The sequence below is a fragment of the Paraburkholderia ginsengisoli NBRC 100965 genome (assembly GCF_000739735.1).
GTDB lineage: Bacteria > Pseudomonadota > Gammaproteobacteria > Burkholderiales > Burkholderiaceae > Paraburkholderia > Paraburkholderia ginsengisoli.
The window spans coordinates 192,024-211,907 of sequence record NZ_BBJF01000017.1 but is presented as its reverse complement, the minus strand read 5'-3'; the positions used below and the strand labels follow the sequence as shown (position 1 = coordinate 211,907).

The 19,884-nt window shown below is 64.1% G+C and carries 19 protein-coding genes; 10 read left to right on the top strand and 9 right to left on the bottom strand.

What is annotated here, in order from left to right; all coding sequences use genetic code 11:
- From BGI01S_RS30860 to BGI01S_RS22680, 3 genes are all read left to right on the top strand, one after another.
- On the top strand, positions 1 to 189 hold a 189-nt coding region (locus BGI01S_RS30860; protein ID WP_217997660.1), incomplete at its 5' end, for a hypothetical protein.
- Positions 183 to 791, top strand: coding sequence for a hypothetical protein (locus BGI01S_RS22685; RefSeq protein ID WP_042328277.1), 609 nt, complete (start codon positions 183 to 185; stop codon positions 789 to 791). The genes BGI01S_RS30860 and BGI01S_RS22685, both read left to right, overlap by 7 nt.
- A gap of 178 nt (positions 792 to 969) precedes the next feature.
- Positions 970 to 1,521 (top strand): glutathione peroxidase, encoded by a 552-nt coding sequence (locus BGI01S_RS22680; protein ID WP_042328276.1) that lies wholly within the window; start codon positions 970 to 972, stop codon positions 1,519 to 1,521.
- A gap of 124 nt (positions 1,522 to 1,645) precedes the next feature.
- On the opposite strand, the gene BGI01S_RS22675 is transcribed toward BGI01S_RS22680, so the two are convergent.
- From BGI01S_RS22675 to BGI01S_RS22665, 3 genes are read right to left on the bottom strand one after another with little or no spacing between them, the layout of a single operon-like run.
- Complete coding sequence (locus BGI01S_RS22675; protein WP_042328275.1) at positions 1,646 to 2,704, bottom strand: serine hydrolase domain-containing protein; 1,059 nt, start codon at positions 2,702 to 2,704, stop codon at positions 1,646 to 1,648.
- 18 nt (positions 2,705 to 2,722) lie between these two features.
- Positions 2,723 to 4,015, bottom strand: a complete 1,293-nt coding sequence (locus BGI01S_RS22670; RefSeq protein WP_042328274.1) for an MFS transporter — start codon at positions 4,013 to 4,015, stop codon at positions 2,723 to 2,725.
- Complete coding sequence (locus BGI01S_RS22665) at positions 4,012 to 5,448, bottom strand: M20 family metallopeptidase (protein WP_042328273.1); 1,437 nt, start codon at positions 5,446 to 5,448, stop codon at positions 4,012 to 4,014. The genes BGI01S_RS22670 and BGI01S_RS22665 overlap by 4 nt, the downstream gene beginning before the upstream one ends.
- Before the next feature lie 147 nt (positions 5,449 to 5,595).
- On the opposite strand from BGI01S_RS22665, the gene BGI01S_RS22660 reads away from it, so the two are divergent.
- Positions 5,596 to 6,501 (top strand): LysR family transcriptional regulator, encoded by a 906-nt coding sequence (locus tag BGI01S_RS22660; protein WP_042328319.1) that lies wholly within the window; start codon positions 5,596 to 5,598, stop codon positions 6,499 to 6,501.
- 111 nt (positions 6,502 to 6,612) lie between these two features.
- Here the strand turns inward: BGI01S_RS22660 and BGI01S_RS22655 are convergent, their stop codons facing one another.
- The gene (locus BGI01S_RS22655) at positions 6,613 to 7,776 is read right to left on the bottom strand and encodes a porin (RefSeq protein ID WP_042328271.1); all 1,164 of its coding nucleotides are present in this window, start codon (positions 7,774 to 7,776) and stop codon (positions 6,613 to 6,615) included.
- 312 nt (positions 7,777 to 8,088) lie between these two features.
- Here BGI01S_RS22655 and BGI01S_RS22650 point away from each other — a divergent pair, with 312 nt between their 5' ends.
- On the top strand, positions 8,089 to 8,895 hold the full coding sequence (locus tag BGI01S_RS22650; RefSeq protein WP_042328270.1) for a MetQ/NlpA family ABC transporter substrate-binding protein: 807 nt from the start codon (positions 8,089 to 8,091) through the stop codon (positions 8,893 to 8,895).
- 151 nt (positions 8,896 to 9,046) lie between these two features.
- On the opposite strand, the gene BGI01S_RS22645 is transcribed toward BGI01S_RS22650, so the two are convergent.
- From BGI01S_RS22645 to BGI01S_RS22635, 3 genes are all read right to left on the bottom strand, one after another.
- A complete protein-coding gene (locus BGI01S_RS22645; protein ID WP_042328318.1) occupies positions 9,047 to 10,162 on the bottom strand; it encodes a succinylglutamate desuccinylase/aspartoacylase family protein in 1,116 nt (371 codons plus the stop codon).
- Positions 10,163 to 10,392: 230 nt separating this feature from the next.
- Positions 10,393 to 11,175: an ABC transporter substrate-binding protein gene (locus BGI01S_RS22640; RefSeq protein ID WP_042328269.1), complete on the bottom strand. Its 783-nt coding sequence runs from the start codon at positions 11,173 to 11,175 to the stop codon at positions 10,393 to 10,395.
- Positions 11,176 to 11,540: 365 nt separating this feature from the next.
- The gene (locus tag BGI01S_RS22635; RefSeq protein WP_042328268.1) at positions 11,541 to 11,774 is read right to left on the bottom strand and encodes a hypothetical protein; all 234 of its coding nucleotides are present in this window, start codon (positions 11,772 to 11,774) and stop codon (positions 11,541 to 11,543) included.
- 551 nt (positions 11,775 to 12,325) lie between these two features.
- On the opposite strand from BGI01S_RS22635, the gene BGI01S_RS22630 reads away from it, so the two are divergent.
- Together BGI01S_RS22630 and BGI01S_RS22625 are read left to right on the top strand one after the other, a co-directional pair.
- Positions 12,326 to 13,420: an ABC transporter substrate-binding protein gene (locus BGI01S_RS22630; RefSeq protein WP_157004253.1), complete on the top strand. Its 1,095-nt coding sequence runs from the start codon at positions 12,326 to 12,328 to the stop codon at positions 13,418 to 13,420.
- Positions 13,420 to 15,243 (top strand): diguanylate cyclase domain-containing protein, encoded by a 1,824-nt coding sequence (locus tag BGI01S_RS22625; RefSeq protein ID WP_042328266.1) that lies wholly within the window; start codon positions 13,420 to 13,422, stop codon positions 15,241 to 15,243. The genes BGI01S_RS22630 and BGI01S_RS22625 overlap by 1 nt, the downstream gene beginning before the upstream one ends.
- Before the next feature lie 87 nt (positions 15,244 to 15,330).
- Here BGI01S_RS22625 and BGI01S_RS22620 read toward each other — a convergent pair whose 3' ends face one another.
- Positions 15,331 to 16,464 carry an alpha-D-ribose 1-methylphosphonate 5-triphosphate diphosphatase gene (locus BGI01S_RS22620; protein ID WP_042328265.1) on the bottom strand — a complete coding sequence of 378 codons (1,134 nt, stop codon included), beginning with the start codon at positions 16,462 to 16,464 and terminating at the stop codon, positions 15,331 to 15,333.
- Between the two features lie 320 nt (positions 16,465 to 16,784).
- On the opposite strand from BGI01S_RS22620, the gene phnF reads away from it, so the two are divergent.
- The 3 genes from phnF to phnN are packed head-to-tail and all read left to right on the top strand — an operon-like array spanning position 16,785 to position 18,819.
- Entirely contained in the window at positions 16,785 to 17,543 is a 759-nt protein-coding gene (gene phnF / locus BGI01S_RS22615; protein ID WP_042328264.1) for a phosphonate metabolism transcriptional regulator PhnF, read from the top strand.
- A complete protein-coding gene (locus BGI01S_RS22610) occupies positions 17,540 to 18,262 on the top strand; it encodes a DUF1045 domain-containing protein (protein WP_042328262.1) in 723 nt (240 codons plus the stop codon). Before phnF ends, BGI01S_RS22610 begins: the two co-directional genes overlap by 4 nt.
- Before the next feature lie 2 nt (positions 18,263 to 18,264).
- Positions 18,265 to 18,819 (top strand): phosphonate metabolism protein/1,5-bisphosphokinase (PRPP-forming) PhnN, encoded by a 555-nt coding sequence (gene phnN / locus BGI01S_RS22605; RefSeq protein ID WP_042328261.1) that lies wholly within the window; start codon positions 18,265 to 18,267, stop codon positions 18,817 to 18,819.
- A gap of 5 nt (positions 18,820 to 18,824) precedes the next feature.
- On the opposite strand, the gene BGI01S_RS22600 is transcribed toward phnN, so the two are convergent.
- Positions 18,825 to 19,733: a LysR family transcriptional regulator gene (locus BGI01S_RS22600; protein WP_042328260.1), complete on the bottom strand. Its 909-nt coding sequence runs from the start codon at positions 19,731 to 19,733 to the stop codon at positions 18,825 to 18,827.
- Positions 19,734 to 19,884 lie beyond the last annotated feature (151 nt).

Sequence of the window (19,884 nt, the reverse complement as noted above, 5' to 3'; positions counted from 1 at the left end):
GCGACGCAGGCGCTGGAACCCGGTGCTACGAAACCGAGCTCTGAAGGCGCTGGCTTACGGCGGCGCGTGGCTACGCTGATCACTGCCATTACAGCGTTTACCTCGGCTATTACAGCGCCGCTCCCTCAGCTACAGGCAAAAGCGTTCTGGCCAATTGTTCGGTGGAAACAGAAAGTACTGCAATGGTGAGCATCGATCACGATACCGCTTCGATATTTGGAGTCGTCGGCTCGGCCGTATCGATTCTCGCAGCCATTCCCTATGGGCTGGCGATTCTCAGGCGGACCGTTCGTCCTCATCTGTTCACGTGGCTGATCTGGTCGATCGTCACGACGATAGCCGCTGCCGGTCAATTCGTTGCGGGGGCCGGCCCTTCCGCGTGGTGCACGGCGGCGATCGCCTTGACATGCATTCTGATTTTCGTGGCGAGCATCTTTAGAGGGGAGAGAAGCTGGACACGAGCCGACTGGATGTTTCTTGGCGCAGCGCTGTTAGCCATCCCCCTTTGGATGCTGACTGACGACCCGACCCTCTCGGTCTGTCTGGTGACGCTCATCGAACTGGCAGGTCTCGGTCCGACGATCCGCAAGACGGCTCGAGATCCCTGGAGCGAAAGCCTTGCCTATTTCGTGTTGTGTGTCGTCAAATACGCTCTTGCAATACTGGCCTTGAGACAGTGGACGATGGCGGTCGCATTCTATCCAGTCGTCAATATCGCGGCGTCGCTCGGCATTTGCATGCTGATGGTTGTTCAGCGCTATCGTATCCGCTCTGGTAGCGCCTTTGATTGAGCGGGAACGCTGCGAAATTGATTGGGCACTTTAGCGCCGCCAGCGACGCGCGGCGACACGACGTGGATCGTTTCAGTGTGAGTGTGTCGTCTGCAGAAGCGCAGTGGATCGGTTAAGCTCGACCGTCTCACGGTCCCGCTCACAATCAAGAGCGAACCGTCTTCAACCAGGAGGCTCCATGGCAGAAGCGTTATTCGATATCCCGCTGAAAACGATCGACGGCAACGCAAGCAGTCTTGCCGATTATCGCGGCAAGGTGCTGCTGGTCGTGAACGTCGCGTCGAAATGCGGACTCACGCCGCAATACAGCGGCCTCGAAAAGCTGTATCAGGACAAGCGCGCGTCGGGTCTGGAAGTGCTCGGCTTTCCCGCCAACAACTTCAAGGGCCAGGAGCCGGGCAGCGACAGCGACATCGCCGCGTTTTGCAGCACGAGTTATGACGTGCATTTCCCGCTGTTTTCGAAAATCTCCGTGCTCGGCGAAGATCAACATCCGCTGTACGCGCGACTGACGGAAGCGCAACCGGCCGCGACCGGCGAAGGACCGTTCCGCGAAAGACTGAAGGGCTATGGTGTCGATCCGACGAATCGCGTGGACGTGTTGTGGAATTTCGAAAAATTCCTTATCGGCCGCAATGGTGAAGTGGTCGGACGTTTTTCGCCCGATGTCGCCGCCGACGATCCGCGTCTGGTTGCCGCGATCGACGCCGAGCTGGCAAAAGCGGCTTAAAAAAAATGGCGTGAGCATGAGTACGGCGCGAGCCTCTCGCCCTCCGCGCTCATGCCTATCCTTACCGTACGTTCAATGCGTGGCCGCGATTTCGGAACCGTTCTGAAATCGCAGCCGCGGCCCCTCACTCGACACAGATCGCATCCACCGCATTCAGCACGAGCCCAAAGAACTCGTTAGCCGCGGCCGGATTCAACCAGCGCACGATCACCGTCATCCTGCGCTCGGGCTCGATCCACGTAAAAGAACTCCCCGCACCCACGCCGAAGTAGCTCGACGCCGGCACGCTCGGGAACACCTTGCGGTCGGTATTGAGCCACACCAGATAGCCGTAGAACGGCGCGATCGCACAGGGTGTGCGCATCTGCGCGATCCACTCGCTCGACAGAATCCGCGTGCCGTTCGCCACGCCATCGTTCAGCAGCATCTGCGCGACCTTCAACTGATCGTTCGCGCTGACCGACATGCCGCCGCCCCAATGCGTGCCGCCCGGAACCGACTGCATGCGCCGGCCGTCGATTTCGACCCACGCATGGTCATAGCCGACCCATTGCCAGTCTTCGCTCGCACCGGCCGGGCGCATGATCGCTTCGCGGAACACCTCGGGCAACGGTTGCCGGAACAGATGCAGCAGCGCCAGCGAAAGCTGGTTGATCCGCACGTCGTTGTATTCCCAATACGTACCGGGGGTGTGCAGCGGACGCAGGTCGCCCTTTTTGCCATCCGGCGGCGTGGCGAAATTGACGGCCCGGTAGTGGTCCGCCTGATCCGACAGGCCGAAATACGAGCCTTGCCATTCGCTCGTCTGTTGCAGCAGATGCGCCCACGTGATCGACGCGTTGTGGTCGTCGTCGAAACCGATGCCGGGTACCCGCACGCGCACCGGTTCGTCGACGTCGGGCAACAAACCGCGATCGTGCGCGACGCCGGCGAGCAGCGCGAGGTACATCTTCGCGACGCTGAAGGTCAGGTCGGCGCGATCGGGCTCGCCCCACGAGGTCAACACACGGCCGTCGACCGCGATCGTGCCCGACACGGGACCACGATCGTGCACCGGACCGAGCAGCCGGTTCCACGGCGGCGGGTCGTTCACATGCACGCCCCACGCGCCATCCACGTGGCGGTCCCACAGCGATTCATGATCCACCGCGAACTGCACTGCCTGTTGCAAATCTTCTTGCATGAATAGAGTCCTGTCGTTTCAACGTGCGTTCAGACGCACGCGTGCCCATACGATAGTGAAGAGACTGATGACGGCCGCGAGCATCAGGTAGAGCCCGGGCGCGAGATTGTTGCCGGTTGCCGCGATCAGCGCGGCAACCGCGAGCGGCGTGAAGCCGCCGAATACCGTCGTGCCGATGTTATAGCCGAGCGCCATGCCCGTGGTACGCGTGCGAGTCGGAAAGAGTTCGGACATCAACGCGGGGATCGGCGCGAAGTAGGTGGCCTTCAGGATCGCGACCCACACGACGGCGGCCAGCAGCGTCGCGAGCGACGGATGCGCGTTCATGAACATGAACGCCGGATAGACCGTCAGGAAGAACAGCACGCCCGCACCGAGCATGATGCGGATGCGGCCCACCTTGTCGGACCAATGACCGACGATCGGCGTCAACACCATCATGATGCAGCCGGCCAGCAACGTTGCGATGAAACCGGACGACGGCGAGAGGCCGAGTTGCCGCGCCGCGTAAGTCGGCATGTAGAGCAGCATATAGTTGGCGGTGGTCGTGAGCACGAGCGAGCCGATCGAAACCAGCACGCGTTCCTTTTGCGTCGCCAGCAACTCGCGCACCGGCGACGCGGATTTCTCGGCGCGCTCGAACTCCGGCGTTTCGTCGATACGGCGGCGAATGTAGAGTCCCACCGGACCGATCAGCATGCCGAACAGGAACGGAATGCGCCAGCCCCAGTCGTCGAGTTGCGATTGCGTGAGCGCGCCGGTCAGCACCGCGCCGAACGCAGACGCGATCAGCGTGCTCGCGCCCTGGCTGGAGAACTGCCAACTCGCCATGAAGCCTTTGCGGGCCGGTGCATGCTCGATCAGAAACGCCGTCGAGCTGCCGAATTCGCCGCCGGCCGAAAAGCCCTGCAACAGCCGCGACGCGAAAATGCCGATTGGCGCGAGCAAACCGATCGACGCATACGACGGCATCAATGCGACCATGCCGGTGCCGAGCGTCATCAACGCGATCGACAACGTGAGCGACGCCTTGCGGCCCTTGCGGTCGCTGAACGAACCGAGCGCGAGCGCCCCGATCGGCCGCGCCAGATACGACAGCGCGAAGGTGCCGAGCGTGAGCAGCAGCGACACGGTTTTGTCGTGGACCGGAAAGAAGGTCCGCGACAACGTGGTGGCGAAGTAGCCGTACACGATCAGGTCGTAGAACTCGAGCGCATTGCCGATCGACGTCGCGAGGATCAGGCGCGATACGCTCGAACGTGACTCGGGTTTGGCGATCGCGCCGTCGACGGTAGCGGAATCGATGCTCATGACGGGACTCCCTGGCGGCGTTGCGTGGGAAGGGCGGCTGCGCTGTTCGGGGCATCGGCATCGCGCACGCCGAGGTCCCAGAAGAGGCCCGACATGATGCGCAACCCTTCGCGCACGACCGGGCCGAGCAGGTGCTCGTCCGGCGCGTGCTGCGAGCAGCCGGGGTATGAATGCGGGACCCACAGCGTCGGCATGCCGAGCACGTCGGCGAATACGTCGTTGGGCAACGTGCCGCCGAGGTTCGGCAGCAGCACGGGTTGCACACCGGTCGTCTGTTGCAGCGAGCGCAGGGCCCACTGCACCCATGCGTTGTCGGGATCGACACGGGTCGCGGGCACGCCGCGTTCGACGTCGATCTCGATCATGCCGAAGCCGTGCTCGTCGAGATGGCGGCGCACGATCTGTTCGAGATTCAGCCAGTCGGTGCCGACCACGAAGCGGATCTGCATGCACGCGAACGCATGCGGCGGAATCGCGTTGACCGGCTTCTCCGGATTGCCGGTGCGAAACGCGAGCACTTCGAGGCTGTTCCAGCCGAACACGCGCTCGGCCGGCGTCAGGCCTGGTTCGCCGTAGTCCGCGTCCACCGCCGGCTCACCCGGATTGCCGCCGACCGAGAGGCCGGCCAGCGCGCGGCGCACCGAGTCGGGCATCGGCGGCGGGCGCAGTCCTTCGATCATCACGCGGCCGTTGGCATCGACCATCGACGCGATTGCGCTGGCCAGCACCACGCCCGGATTGCGCAGCAAGCCGCCCCAGTTGCCGGAATGATGGCCGCCGTCGCGCAGCTTCACGTCGAGCCGGAAGTTCACGAGGCCGCGCGAGCCGAGAAACACGGTCGGACGTTGCGCGGAAAGACGCGGGCCGTCCGATGCGATCAGCACGTCGGCGGCCAGTTCGTCGCGCAATTGCGCGCACAGTTCGTGCAGGCCCGGCGAACCGACTTCCTCGCCGGTTTCGAACAGCAGCTTCAGATTGAAGCCGAGCTTGCCGCCGCGCGCGTCGAGCACCGCTTTCAGCGCAGCCAGGTTGATGCTGTGCTGCCCTTTGTTGTCGGCCGTGCCACGGCCGTACCAGCGTTCGCCGTCGACGGTGACGCGCCACGGCGCGAGACCTTCGCGCCACTGCGCGTCGTAGCCGCGCACGACGTCGCCGTGGCCGTACGACAGCACCGTCGGCAACGCATCGTCCTCGTGCCGGTGGGCGACCAGAAACGGCCCCGCGCCCGCTACCGGGTTGTCGAGGATGCGGCAGGTGAAGCCCCATTGCGTCAACGTCGGCGTGATTTCGTCGCTCAGGTACGCATGCAGGCGCGCGCCGCTGTCGGCTTCCTGGCTTTCCGTGCGGAAAGCGACGCGGCGCTGGAGGTCTTCGAGGAAGCGGCCCGAATCGTACTGGTCCGTCGCGAGTTGAATAGCCGAGTCACGTGTCAACGTTGTTCTCCGGTGGGGGCGCGCCGCTAGCGCGAGCGCTGGATTCGAAGCGATGTCGCGATCTTGCGGTGGACGATATTTGTGGACAATTACAATATTTGGCAGATATCGTTGCCGAAACGGCAAAGCGGAAGAGAAATGAGCCAGTTGGATAACACCGCGCTGCGCTACTTTCTCGAAGTGGCGCGCAGCGGTTCGTTGAGCAAGGCGTCGGGGCGCCTGTACGTCGCGGTGTCGGCGTTGAGCCGGCAGATTGCGAAGCTGGAGGAGGACGTCGGCACGGCGCTGTTCGAGCGGCGCCCGCGCGGTATGGTGTTGAGCGACGCGGGGCGCCTGCTCGCCGAGCACGCGCGGCGCAGCCTGCTGGACGCGGAGCGCGTCACCGAGGAAATTCGCGGACTGAGCAACGGCGGCCGCGCGACGATTCGCGTCGCGAGTTCGGAGGGCGTTGCGCCGCATTTTCTACCGCAGGTTTTTGCGCGCTTTCTGAAGACGCATCCGGCCACGCATTTTCAACTGGAGGTGTCGGCGCCGTCGGTGGCGACGCAGCGCGTGCGCGATGGCACCGTCGATATCGCGGTGTGCTTCAGCATCGCGCCGGAGCCGGACATCAACGTGGTGTACTCGCAGCGCGCGCCGATCTTCGCGCTGCTCAGGCGGGGTCATCCACTCGCGACGCGCGATTCGGTCACGCTCGCGGACCTGCTGCCGTGGCCGCTCGCAATCGACAATCAGGGCGTGACGATCCGGCAACTCTTCGACATTTCGTGCAGCCTCGAAGGCCTGGTGTTCGATCCGGTGTTCGTCAGCAACTATCATGCGGCGCTGCAAAGCTTCGTGCTGCATACCGATGCGGTCACGGTGACGGGCTTTCTCACTGTGCGCAGCCGCCTGGCTGTGGATGGGCTCGTCGCGATACCGATCAGTAATCCTGAACTGCATCAGCGCACGCTGCAGGTTCAGACGATGGCCGGCCGCACGTTGCCGCGCGCAGTGCAGGCGTTCGTCGAGCTGCTGAGCGGCGCGATCGACAACCCGGCGCTCCTCGATTGAATCGCTGCAAAAGCGCGCTATAAAAAGAAAAACGCCCCGCAGGGCGTTTTCCTCGAATCGGCGATTCCGCAACGGCGGAGAACGCACGCGCTCCCGCCGTCAAAGCGTCGCTTAGAACTTGTGACGGATGCCGACGCGGAACGCGAGCTGGTTGTCCGCGCCCGTGCCAGACGTGTTGAAGTAGCTCGTGCTCGAACCGATCTGCGCTTGCAGATCCTGCGTGCCGTTGTGGCCCGACGCGATCTGATAGATGCCCAACGCGTACACGTCCGTGCGCTTGGAGAGCGCGTAGTCGGCGCTCAGGTTCACCTGGTTCCAGTGGCCCGTGTTCGCGTTGCTCAGGTGCATGTACGTGTAGCCCGCGCCTGCCGTCAGTGCCGGCGTGAACGCGTACTTCGCGCCTGCTTCGTATGCGGCGAACGTCGTCGAGCTGCCCGACAGCGGTTCGAGGCGCGTATTCGTGTACAACGCCCACAGCGTCGCCGCGCCGATCGAGTAGCGGCCGCCCACGCCGAACGTGCGCAGATCGCGGATGGTGCCCGGGTTCACGTTCGCGATGGCGGTCGTGAAGGCCGGCGTCGATTGGTTCGGATAGCTGATGTCCGTGTACGCCGCGCCGATGCCGAACGGACCGTTCGCGTAGTTCAGCCCGAAGCTGTATGCGCGCGACGAACCCGCCACCGGTGCCGCGGTCGTGCCGCTTGCGGGTGCGCCGGCGAATGCGCCCGCCTGGTTCGAGAAGCCGTACATCGCGCCGAAGGTCAGGCCCGCGAAATTCGCGCTGCTGAACTTGACCGCGTTGTTGATACGGCTCGACGTCAACTGGTCGATGTCGTTGATGTGGTAAGCGTAGTTACCCGCAACGGTCTGGCCGCCGGTCGAGTAGTTGCCGCCCAGGTAGTCGGTCGAAAACGAGTACTGGCGACCGAACGTCAGCGAGCCGACATTGTTCTGCGACAGACCAACGTACGCCTGACGGCCGAACATCGCACCGCCCTGGCCGGCCGTGCCGTTCGCGCTGCTGAAGCCGTTTTCCAACACGAACAGCGCCTTCAGGCCGTTGCCCAGATCTTCCGTGCCACGCAGGCCCCAACGGCTGCCTTGCGAAACGCCGTCGTCGTACTTGAAGAGCTTGTCGCTGCCGGTGGCCGTCTTCGAGTTGTTCACGTAGCTGATACCGGCATCGATCAGGCCGTACAGCGTGACGCTGCTTTGTGCGTGTGCGGCGGTGGCGAAGACGGCGAGGGTAGCGGCGGTCAATACTTTCTTGTTCAAGACTTTCTCCGATTAAAAATTAAGCGATCGCAATGCCAGGCTCTTGTGGTCAGGTCGTGCGATGGCCCGCAATTTAAGGGAACGCTGAGTAAGGTATGTGACAGCGCCGTTATTTTTCCAATCTGTCGTGCTGGCGCGACAACCGCATGGCTTCGCAAGATGAAATCGCGCAAGGCAGGGTCTGTATAAGCTTTCCTCGAATCGCGGATATAAGCGTGTGAAAAACGATTGGTTTTACGACGCGAGACGGCATGCGAAGATGCACGCTCATTCAGTTTTTTACATTCGCTTCAATCGCATACGGGGAATAGCATGCAACGCCGGACACTCATCCAGAACCTGCTCGCCGTCGCCGCGTTTTCGCTGACGGCAACGTTCGCTCACGCGGACGACAAACGCATCACGGTCGGCACGATGAGCGGCCCGGATGCGCAGATCTGGTCGGTCGTCACCAAGGTGGCGGCGCGCGACGGTCTCAACCTCAAGGTCATCGAGTTCAACGACTACGTGCAGCCGAATGCCGCGCTCGACGCCGGCGATCTCGACGCCAACGGCTTTCAGCATCAGCCGTTTCTCGACAGCCAGATCAAGCAGCGCGGCTACAAGATCGTCAATGTGGGCCTGACCTACGTCTCGCCGATGGGCTTCTATTCGAAGAAGTTCAAGTCGCTGAAGGATCTGCCGGAAGGCGCGAAGGTCGGCATCCAGAACGATCCGTCCAACGGCAATCGCGCGCTGCTGCTGTTGCAGAAATACGGCGCGATCAAACTGAAGCCGGGCGTCGGAACGAACGGTGTCAACGCGACGCCGCTCGACGTGGTCGAGAATCCGAAGAAACTCAAGCTGATCGAACTCGACGCCGCGCAATTGCCGCGCTCGCTCGACGATCTGGACGCCGCATCGATCAACACCGACTACGCGGTGAAGGCTGGTCTGCAGCCCACTAAAGACGCGATCGCGATCGAGGACATCAAAGGTCCGTACGCGAATCTGATCGCGGTGCGTGTGCAGGATCGCAATCAGCCGTGGGTGAAGAAGCTGGTCGCGGCGTACGAGTCCGACGAGGTGCGCAAGTACATCGACGCGCAGTTCAAAGGCGCGATCATTCCGGCGTTTTGAACGCAGTGAGCGGGCCATGCGCGGCTCGGGTTCGAGCATGCGGGCCTGCTGAATTGCCCGCCTGAAACGGCCGGCGCCCACTGGCTCCATCGACACGTAAACGCAAATCACCCGCTATCTGGCGGGCGATTTGCTTTGTGCTGCTCGCGCGTCAATTGCTCAGCAACGCCCCGCTTCTAAATGCCTTCGCGCCGGCGATTCGCGCGAATTCCAGCCCGGCCGTCGCAAAGCGCGTCATATGTCGCGCGTATAGCACACCGGCCACGCTGCTCTTCACGGTGACGACGCGGTCCGTCAACGGGTCGACGATATCGGCGATTTCATGGCCGACGTCCACCCACTTGCCGACTTCGCAGCGGTACACCAGCACGCCGCTGATCGGCGCGAGGAGCGGCTCGGTGCCGGCAAGCGGCGTGGCCGCGAATTCGAGCGGCGGCAGTGGGGCGGCCGTGCCGTCGATCACGCCACGCGAGGTCAGGTACTCGATGATCGCCTGCGCGTCTTTCTCGGCATACTCGTACGACACTTCGCGCTGGCCGCGCAGTTCGACGGTGACCGAGATCGAGCCGTTCGGAATCGGGAAGCGGTCGCCGTAACGGCCGCGCAGATCCGACCAGCAGAAGCTGTGAATTTCGTCGAACGGGTTGCCCACCGAGTTGAGCGCCAGCAGCGACGCCTTCGCGTCGAGATAGCACGCGAGCGGCTCGACTTCCGGCCACAGGTCCGGGTTCGTGTACAGGTGCATCGCGGCTTCCCAGTCGCAATGCAGATCGAGCACGATGTCCGCGTCGTACGAGAGCTTTTGCAGAGCGAGACGTTGCGATGCAAGCTCGGTGGTCGGCTGTTGCGCGTCCAACGCCTCGCGCATCGCGGTGCGGATCGCCGTGCGGTTCGCGTCGATGTCGTCGGTGAGACGCGCCTCGATGACCGGCTGCACCAGCGCCGACAGGTCATGAAAATTGCGGTTGAAGTTCTGAGCGGTGTTGGTTTCGAAGCGCCCGGTCAGATGGCCGAGGAAGTGCTGGTTCAGGCCGATCGGATTGGCCACCGGCACCACCACGATTTCGCCGCGCAGCTTGCCGGCGGTTTCGAGCGCGGCCAGCTTGCGGCGCAGCGCCCACGACACCAGCATGCCGGGCAGCTCGTCGGCGTGCAGCGATGACTGGATATAAATCTTCTGCCCGCCGCCGGGACCGTAGTGGAAACTTGTCAGGTTGCGGGCGGTGCCGAGCGTCGGCGCAATCAGCGGATGGGTTTGGGTTTGCATGTTTTCGGATCCGCGGCCCAACGGCGTGCCGCGCTATGTCGTTGATTACAGTATGAAAGCGTGCTTCGAGGTCAGGCCAGGGCGGGCCGCTTCGCGGCGCCGCGACCGCACGATCTTAGCCGATATACGTGTCGTGTGGTCGGATGCGGCGGCACAAACGAAACGGGCCCCGCTGTGCGGAGCCCGTGCGTGCCAGCCGGCCGGCGCGCCGTCAGGCGCGCGTGGCGGGTTTAGCCGCCGTACACGTCGAAGTCGAAATACTTCTTCTCGAGCTTCTTGTACGTACCGTCCTTGATGATGTCGGCAATTGCCTTGTCGACCTTCGTCTTCAGATCGGTGTCTTCCTTGCGCATGCCGATGCCCGCGCCGTTGCCGAGGATCTTCGCGTCCACGAGGTCCTTGCCGACGAAGTCGAAGCCCGCGCCGCGCGGCGTCTTCAGGAAGCCGATCTCAGCTTGCACCGCGTCTTGCAGCGCCGCGTCCAGACGGCCCGACAGCAGGTCGGCGTAGACCTGATCCTGGTTCTGATACGGCACGACCTTCGCGCCCTTCGGTTCCCAGTACGTCTTCGCGTAGGTTTCCTGGATCGTGCCCTGTTCGACGCCGATCGTCTTGCCCTTCAGCGAGTCGGCGGTCGGCAGGATGCCCGAACCCTTCTTCGCGACCAGACGCGTCGGCGTGTTGAACAGCTTCGACGAGAACGCGACCTGTTCGGCGCGTTGCGGCGTCATCGACATCGACGACAGCACGCCGTCGAACTTCTTCGCCTTCAGCGCCGGGATCATGCCGTCGAAGTCGTTTTCGACCCACACGCACTTGGCATCCAGGCGTTTGCAGATCTCATTGCCGAGGTCGATATCGAAGCCAACGAGCTTGCCATCCGAACCCTTGGACTCGAACGGGGGGTAGCTGGCATCAACGCCAAAACGGATCGTCGACCAATCTTTAGCGTGTGCGCCAATCGAGACGGTGGCAAGCAGAGCAACCGTCAAAGCCGCTAGCAGTTTTTTCACTGTTTAACTCCTCGGTGTAGTTCAAATGCTCCCGCGTGCGGTTGTATCGCTGCGGGACACCCGTCGTGACTCACGGCGGGCTTTGGGGTGAAGCTGCCGGCCGGGGCGGCCAGCAGCGCGCGCCAAGCTTATCAGGTCAAAAAGATTGGGAAGTCAGTAAAACACCGGATGGTGCGCGAGGATGGCTTCTAAAGCGCGAATGGGTGGGGCGGGCGCGCGTCGGCAAGGGTTTTGGAGCGGGGCGCGCGGACATGGCCGCACGCCGCGCGTTGTGTCGGACTGTCATGAGCCGCATGACGCGCAGGGCGCGTCGCGGCGCGGCGTAATCGCGCAGTAATGAAGTTGTCTAATTTGCGGTTGTGCTTTTACGGCTTGCCCAGCGGCTCCGCGCTGATCGTGCCGCACCACAATTCGCCTTTGCCCCGCATTTCGGCTTCGCGCGCGCTCATTCCTGCGCAGGCGCCATGCGAGTCCGGCATGTCGCGCTGCAAGCGTGCGGACGCCGCGCGGGCCATTTCGCTTTGCAGCCAGCCGCCGAAGCAGGCTATCGATCCGGCCACGACGGCCACTCCCATCCACTCGGTTTTTCTCAGGCGCATCGTCTGTTTGCTTTTGACTCATCGTCGACCCGACCGGCGCGGGCGGGTCGGGACAAGTCATCGTTATCGGCAGCGGTGCGGCGCTTCTTTAGGTGTGGAGCGGCTAGCGGCGGGCATTTCTCGACCCGGCATTCCGAATCGCGCCGCGCGTGCGGGGTTCGACCGGCGCTATTTATCCCGGCTTATGACGAGCGATGGCGGTCACAGCACGTTTTGAATCGAACGCTGTGACTAAAGAATGGTGCGCCAGATGTCGTTAAATCCTGATGGGCAGATCGGTTAGTTCCCTCGGTCGGATTCTTTTACCGAGGGCAGCCAGTACAGCGGCAAAAAATATTGCTTTAGCGCTATTATCGGTGCTCCCCGGATGTGTGATCGATAACGGCGCAACGGGCGTATCTGTCTGGAGAACGTCACCGAGTCCCTCGTTCGCGGATCAACCGCCGCGCGTTCGCGCTCGTCCAACGGCCTTCTGCTAAACGGTGTTGTATATGCAAATGATGTCGATGGCGGACGGATTGCGCTGTTGGAAACAGTCTTTTCCGCGGCGCATGGCAGCCGCGTCTGCCTTGGCACGCGCGCATCTGCGACAGCGCGGCGTTTCTCGCCGCTCGTTCACGGTTTTGCTCGGGGTGGTCTGCGCCGTGACGTTGTGGCCGGCCGCGCCCGCCCGGGCTGCGGAGAAAGTCCTGCACGTGCTCGCGTGGCCCGGCTACGCAGACGCCGACATCGTGAAGGCATTCGAGCAGCGCTATCAGGTGAAGGTCGAAGTCACGCTGGTCGATTCCGACGAAGCGCTGTGGGCGCAGATGCACGCGAAAGACGCCCCGTCGTTCGACGTGCTCGCCGCGAACACGGCCGAAATCCGCCGCTACACGCAAGCGAATCTGCTGGCGCCGCTCGATCTGGCCAGCCTGCCGAACACCCGAAAACAGTTGCCGCGTTTTCAGGCTCTCGACTCGATCGAAGGACTGACCTCGGCCGGCAAGGTGTACGCGATCCCGTTCACGTATTCGTCGATGGGACTCATCTACGACCGCAAGCAGATTCCGGTCGCGCCGCATTCGATGCGTGAGTTGTGGAATCCGCAGTACCGCGGCAAGGTGCTCGATTTCAACAGCGCGCAGCACAACTTCTCGTTCACCGCGCTGGCGCTCGGCTACCCGCATCCGTTTCAGCTCGACGCCGCGCAGATGCGCACGATCGCGCACAAGCTCGTCGATTTGCGTCGCAACCTGTTGACCTATTACACACTGCCCGAAGAGGCGACCGCGTTCTTTATCCACCATAACGTGGCGTTGATGTTCGGCAACTACGGCACCCAGCAGGTCGAATTGCTGCGCCGCGCGGGCGCCGACGTCGGCTATGTGATTCCCGACGAAGGCGCGCTCGCGTGGCTCGATTGCTGGTCGATGACGCGCGCGGCGAGTGACCGGCCGCTTGCGCTCGCGTGGATCAACTACATGCTCGAACCGAACGTGAGCGCCTTGCTCACACAACGCCAGGGGCTCGCCAACACGTTGACGGCGCCCCTGGAAAGCGGCGGCGACAAGCACATCGTGTGGATCGGCCCGGTGGAAGACATCCAGCGGCGCGAGGAGCTGTGGACCCGCATCGTGTCGGGCGACCGCTCGGAGCGGTTCTGATGATACGGCCCGGCTTGACCTTCAAGCTATCGGTGCTCCTTGCGTGCATCGGCGTGCTCGCGTCGGGCGCGACCGGTTACTACGCGTATCACGCCAATCGCACGATGCTGGTCAACGAAGCCGAGCGCAGCCTGCTCACGTCGACGGAATTGCTGGGGCAACGCTTCGCCGCGTCGATCGACGACGTCGGCGCCGACGCGCTGGTGCTCGCGACGATGCCGTCGTCGGCGGGTGTCGTGCAGAGCGACGACGGTTTCGGCGCGAACCCCGGGCGCGAACGGCTCGCGCAGGTGTATTCGAGCTTCATGGTGCAGCACCACGAGTACCTGCAGATCCGGCTCATCACGCGGCGGCATTACGGGCTCGAACTGATCCGTTTCGATCGCGACGCGGATGGCCTCGTGCGCGTCGAAGGCAGCAAGCTGCAGGAGAAAGGCCAGTTCGCGTATGTGTTCGAGACGCTGGCCTTTGCACCCGGCCGCGTTTATACGTCGCCGATCTCGGTCAATCACGAGTTCGGCACGCACGGCGCCGAAGGCAAACCGACGCTGCGGCTCGGCACGCCGGTCGCGGATGCCAGCGGCAACGTGGTGGGCGTCGTCGTGATCGACGTCGATCTGGCCGGCATGCTAAAGCGCTTGCAGAGCGATTTGCCGAGCGACTATCAGGTCTATCTCGCCAACGAATGGGGCGACTTCCTCGTTCATCCCGATGCGTCGAAGACGTTCGGCTTCGATCGCGGCCGGCGGGTGCTGATGCAGGACAGCTTCTCCGTGACCAGGCCGCTCTTCGAACTGACGCAAAGCGAAGTGCTCGTGAACGGCCTCGCGCGGCCGAGGCAGGCGGCCGGCCAGGTGCTCGCATTCGTGCGCCGGCCGTTCGGCGGCTCCGAGGGCAGCCGCTTTATCGTGCTGGGTCTTGCGAAGCCGCTCGACAATGTGTTGTCGGGCGCGCATCTGCTCGGCAACGAGATCATCCGCATGGTGCTGATCTTCAGCGGCCTCGCGGTGCTGCTGGCGATCCTGTTCGCGCGCGCCGTGACCAAGCCTTTGCAACTGCTCGCGCACGCGGCGACGCACCTGTTCGCCGACCACGCGATGAACACGCTGCCGGTCAAACGTACCGACGAAATCGGCGTGCTCGCGCGTTGCTTCGAGCGGATGCGGCGCGAAATCAAGGCGCAAATGGATGCGCTGCATGCGAAGCAGCGAGAGCTCGTGCACCTCGCCACGCATGACGTGCTGACCGGATTGCCGAACCGCATGCTGTTCATGCAGAAACTCGAAAGCGCGATCGACGACGCGAAGCTGCATGACGAAGGACTGGCGGTGCTGTTCGTCGACCTCGACCGCTTCAAACAGATCAACGACCAGTTCGGTCACTCGGTCGGCGACAAGGTGCTGGTCGCGGTTGCACGGCGGCTCAAGCAGGTGCTCTGTGCCGCAGATGTGGTCGCGCGGCTGGGTGGCGACGAGTTCATCGTGTTGATCGAAGGGCCGCATGTCGCCCAGGACGCGCCCGGCATCGCGGCGCGCATGATGGGCGCGCTGAACGAAACGCTGCTGATGGACGGGCATAGCATGACGGTGGGCGCGAGCATCGGCATCAGCCAGTTCCCCGACGACAGCGGCACGGCCGAGGAACTGCTGCTCAACGCCGACGCGGCGATGTACGCGGCCAAATCCGGCGGACGTTGCGCGTTTCTGCGCTATCAGGATGTGCTCGAAGTGCGTCGGCGTGAGCAGGCCGAGCGCGCCGCGTTCGCGCGGGCGCGGGTCGACGCGGGCGCAACCGAAGGGCGTGAGGCCGAGCCGACCGCATGAGGTGGTCGAGGTGCGCCGGTGCGCTGCTGCTTACCTTGCACGCTGCGCGCGGCAGCCCCGCTGCACGTCGCCATCAACCCAACCCCGTCAAACGACCCGCATCCCGTTGCGATAAGTCGCGCGCGGCACCGGCAGCGTGTCGAGCATCGTCACGCGGACGAAGTCCGCGCGCAGACCCGTTTCGATCGCGCCGCGATCGTGCAGGCCAGCGGTGCGCGCCGGTTCGGCGGAGACCGTCGCCATCGCGCGGGGCAGCGTCCAGCCTGCTTTGTCGACCAGCTCGAACACGGCGGTCAGCAGGCTCGACGGCACGTAATCCGACGACAGGATATCGAGCAGATCGGCGCTCGCCAGTTCGAGCGCCGACACGTTGCCCGAATGCGAGCCGCCGCGCACGATGTTCGGCGCGCCCATGACGGTCGAGATGCCATGTGCGCGCGCGGCTTCGGCGGCAATGCGGGTGGTCGGGAACTCGGCCAGCACGATGCCTTCGGCCTTCGCCTGTTCGACGTGTTCGATCAGCGTGTCGTCATGGCTCGCCACCGGTATGCCGAGCCGCCGGCAACGCGCGACGATCTCCCCGCGGTGCGCGTCGGCATAGCGCTCCTGTTCGACCGACAGCTGGACCAACGCGGTCGCGACATGTTCGTCGCTCAGCTTGCCGTTGCGCTCCTGGAAGCGGCGCCATTGCTCGCGATCGTGCCATTGCCGCTGACCTGGCGTGTGATCCATCACCGACGCGAGCCGCAACAGCGGATGCGCGCAGAGCGAATCGAATATGTCGACCACGTCGGCGGTGGCGATCTCGCAGCGCAGATGCAGGAAGTGTTCGGCGCGCAACAGCTTGCGCGTGGAGAAGCGCAGCAGCGATTCGGCGCATTGCGTTTGCAGCTCGCGGCCGCGCAGCCCGGCGTTCACACGCGAGCCGATCGCGAGCGCGTCGAACACGGTGGTGATGCCCGCGGCCGCCACCTGCGCGTCGTGAATCACGAATGCGGCGTCGGTATTCCATTGCACGCCGGGGCGCGGCGCGAGATGCTTCTCCAGATTGTCCGTATGCAGCTCGATCAAGCCGGGCAGCAGATAATCGCCGTCCCAGTCTTCCGCTTCACGCGCCTCGGTCGTGCCGCGCGCGACGTCGCGAATCACGCCGTCTTCGACGCGCAGCACGCCGGTGAATACTTCGTCTCGCGTCACGATGCGAGCGTTCCTGATCAACATCGACTGGCTCCGTTTTTATGGCCTGGGCGGGGTGCGGTATGAGGATTAGTCTTGCGCCGTGGTTCGCCGGTTCATGCGGGTTCATTCTAGTGCGGTTTGCGCGTCGCCTGCTTGCTCGCAACTGGCGCGATCTGTGATTCGGCTGATCGGTGACGTCGGCGTGACTGGGCATTTGACCACCGCATCATCTAAACGTCTAGACGTTTAGAGGTAGGCTTGGTGCCGTCGTTGCGCGGGGCCGCCATTTCATATTCTCATCGCGGCTGGCGCACTACAATGCACGTCAGACGGCATATTTGACCCAGGGGAATGACGGCACCATGACATCGAACGACAACGCGACGCCGGGCACGACGCTCGAACGCGGCGCGGGCGTTGCCGTGTGGCGGCAGATCGAACAGATTCTGACGGCCGAAATCGCCGCCAGCGGCTTCGGCGAGGAAGGGCGTCTGCCGAGCGAGGGCGAACTCGCTAAACGCTTCGACGTGAACCGGCACACCGTGCGTCGCGCGATGCTGGGGCTGGCCGCGTCGGGGCTGGTGAGCGTCGAGCAGGGCCGGGGCACCTTCGTGCAGGCCGGCGCGATCGACTACACGATCGGCCGCCGCACGCGCTTCACCGAGAACCTGCGCCAGCAGCATCACGCTGCGGTGGGCACGATGCTGTCGGCTGCGCGCGTGAAGGCCGAGCCCAGTGTCGCGAAGGCGTTGAGTCTGCGGGCAGGGACGGCGGTGTATCGGATCGAATCGCTGCACGAGTCCGACGGCGTGCCGCTCACGTTCGCGCGCAGCTGGTATCCCGCGACGCGTTTCGCGGGCCTGCCCGATGTGCTGCAGCGTACCGGCAGCATCACGAAGTCGATGGCCGAGTTCGGCGTCGGCGACTATCTGCGCAAGTGGAGCCGCATCGGCAGCGTGCTGCCAGAGCCGGACGTGGCGCGGCGTCTGAACATCAACCGTCAGCAGCCGGTGCTGTGGGTCGAGCACGTCGATGTCGATCCGCAACGCACGCCGGTCAAATACGGTTTCACGCATTTCGCGGCGGACCGCGTGCAACTGCTAGTGGAGCACGACCTGTGAGCGGCGCCGCGTGGAACGCCGGCGCACGCTTTGCCGTGTATTACGCGCCGTCGCGCGAGTCCGCATGGTGGCGAGCCGGCTCGACCTGGCTCGGCCGCGATGCGCAAAGCGGCGAGCACTGCGAGCCGCCGCAACCGCCCGGCTTGAAGCGTGCGCTGAAGGAGCTGACCGAAGCGCCGCACCGCTATGGTTGGCACGGCACGCTGGTCGCGCCGTTTCGTCTCGCGCAAGGCGTCACGCAGGACGACGTGCTGGCCGCGACGCGCGCCTGGGCACTCATGCAACGCGGCTTCGAACTGCCGGTGGAAGCCGCGACGCTCGGCGATTTCGTCGCGCTGCGTCCCGCGAATCAGCAGGGAGAAGCCGCCATTCGCGCGGTGGCGAGCAGTGCGTTGCAATCGCTCGGCGCATTGCGCGCGCGGCCGTCGGCGGCCGATCTGGCGCGCCGGCTCGCCGCGCCGTTGAGCGAACGGCAGCGCGCGCTGCTGATCGAATGGGGCTATCCGTACGTGTTCGACGAATTCCGTTTTCACATGACGCTGTCGAGTTCGCTAGCCGACGCCGACGAGCGCGCGGCGCTGGTCGCGTGGTGGCGGCAGCAAACGCCGTTGCTCGGGCCGTTGAGCATCGATCACGCCGCGCTCTTCGTCGAACCGGCGCCGGGCGAGCCGTTCATCCTGTGGGAGCGTGTGCCGTTCCAGACTCGCGAGGTGGAATAAGCATGACAGGTCGTTTGATCTATGTGATGGGGCCGTCCGGCGCGGGCAAGGACGCGCTGCTGGAGTTCGCGCGCAAGCGCCTCGCGGGCGAGCCGATTCTGTTCGCGCATCGTTACATCACGCGGCCGAGCGGCCACGGCGAAGTGCATGTCGCGCTGAGTGTCGAAGAGTTCGCGGCGCGCTCGGTGCTTGGTCTGTTCGCGCTCGAATGGTCGAGTCATTCGCTGCGCTATGGCATCGGCATCGAACTCGACGCGTGGCTTGCGCGCGGTTGCACGGTGGTCGTCAACGGTTCGCGTCAGCATGTGCAGCACACGTTGGCGCGCTATCCGCACACCGAGGTCGTGCACGTGGACGCCGCGCCGCATATTCTCGAAGCGCGTCTCGGCGCGCGCGCGCGTGAGTCGGCCGAGCAGGTCGCGGCGCGGCTCGCGCGGCGCGCGCCGTTCTCGTTGCCGCACGGCGTTCGCTGCGCGACGATCGACAACTCCGGCCGTCTCGAAGACGCGGGACATGCGTTGATCGAGCTTCTCAAGGCGCACGCCAGCGCGCACTGAAACGTTTATTCGATCGCCGCCAGCCTCTCCCGCGTCGCCTGCTGCAAACACGACACGAACTGCTGCACCGCCGGCGTCGGCAGCAGATCGCGCCGCGAGATGATGCTGAGATCGTAGTTCGGCAGCGCGTCTTCGATCTGCGCGACGCGAATGCCGAGCGGCGCGACCATCTGCGCGAGCGGCCGCGTGAAGCAGCCGATCACGTCGGTTTGCGACACGAGCCCCAGCGTCACCGCGAACGACGACGGCGCCCGCAGCAGCCGCTTCGGCACCGGCAAGCCGTGCGTGTTGAACATCGCCATCATCACGCTGTGCGGAAAGTGATCGGCGCCGACGGTCGCGATCCACTCCGCGTCGAGCAACTCGGAGAGCCGCGTGACGTTCGCGAGCGGATGCCCGGCGCGCAGCGCGACCACGAACTGCGTCGAGTAGAGCGGCGCCTGCACCAGATCGCTGTCGAGCGCCTGCACGTGATGAAGCGCGGCGATGTCGAGCGCGCCGTTGCGCAAACGCGCGAGCGCATCCGGAATCGTCACCTCTTCCAGATGCAGATTCACCAGCGGCATCTTCTGGCGAAAGCTCGACACCGCATGCGGCAGCGCGGTCAGCGCGATCGACGGCATGGTCCCCACGCTGACCTTGCCGGCCAGTTCCCCCTTCACCTGCTCGACGGCTTCGACCGTGCGCCGCATGTCGCCCAGCAATTGCTCGGCGCGCGGCAGCAGCGCGAGTCCGCATGCGGTCAGTTCGATGCCGCGCACGCTGCGCATCATCAGTTCCGCATTCAGCGCGCTTTCGAGCTCGCGGATCGTATGCGTGACGGCCGGTTGCGTGACGCCGAGTTCGCGCGCGGCCGCGCGCAAGCTGCGGTGATGCGCGGCCGCGACGAAAGCCTGCAACTGCTGCAGTTTCATGAGGGTAATCCTCTATATAAGGCTTGTTAATCGGGGTGAAAAAAATAGCATCTTATTCGAACAAAACGGCGTGGCTATAGTGGCGGGCTGTTTGCCGCGTATTGCCACGTATTGCTGAGTTTGCGCGGCGTGAGCCCATGGAGCCCTCGAA

Bases quoted from the DNA above. Each gene is read 5' to 3' on its own strand.
- BGI01S_RS22600 (WP_042328260.1), bottom strand. From the start codon at position 19,733: ATGAAACTGCAGCAGTTGCAGGCTTTCGTCGCGGCCGCGCATCACCGC.
- phnN (WP_042328261.1), top strand. From the start codon at position 18,265: ATGACAGGTCGTTTGATCTATGTGATGGGGCCGTCCGGCGCGGGCAAG.
- BGI01S_RS22630 (WP_157004253.1), top strand. From the start codon at position 12,326: ATGGCAGCCGCGTCTGCCTTGGCACGCGCGCATCTGCGACAGCGCGGC.
- BGI01S_RS22650 (WP_042328270.1), top strand. From the start codon at position 8,089: ATGCAACGCCGGACACTCATCCAGAACCTGCTCGCCGTCGCCGCGTTT.
- BGI01S_RS22645 (WP_042328318.1), bottom strand. From the start codon at position 10,162: ATGCAAACCCAAACCCATCCGCTGATTGCGCCGACGCTCGGCACCGCC.
- BGI01S_RS22635 (WP_042328268.1), bottom strand. From the start codon at position 11,774: ATGCGCCTGAGAAAAACCGAGTGGATGGGAGTGGCCGTCGTGGCCGGA.
- BGI01S_RS22685 (WP_042328277.1), top strand. From the start codon at position 183: ATGGTGAGCATCGATCACGATACCGCTTCGATATTTGGAGTCGTCGGC.
- BGI01S_RS22625 (WP_042328266.1), top strand. From the start codon at position 13,420: ATGATACGGCCCGGCTTGACCTTCAAGCTATCGGTGCTCCTTGCGTGC.
- BGI01S_RS22620 (WP_042328265.1), bottom strand. From the start codon at position 16,464: ATGTTGATCAGGAACGCTCGCATCGTGACGCGAGACGAAGTATTCACC.
- phnF (WP_042328264.1), top strand. From the start codon at position 16,785: ATGACATCGAACGACAACGCGACGCCGGGCACGACGCTCGAACGCGGC.
- BGI01S_RS22675 (WP_042328275.1), bottom strand. From the start codon at position 2,704: ATGCAAGAAGATTTGCAACAGGCAGTGCAGTTCGCGGTGGATCATGAA.
- BGI01S_RS22680 (WP_042328276.1), top strand. From the start codon at position 970: ATGGCAGAAGCGTTATTCGATATCCCGCTGAAAACGATCGACGGCAAC.
- BGI01S_RS22670 (WP_042328274.1), bottom strand. From the start codon at position 4,015: ATGAGCATCGATTCCGCTACCGTCGACGGCGCGATCGCCAAACCCGAG.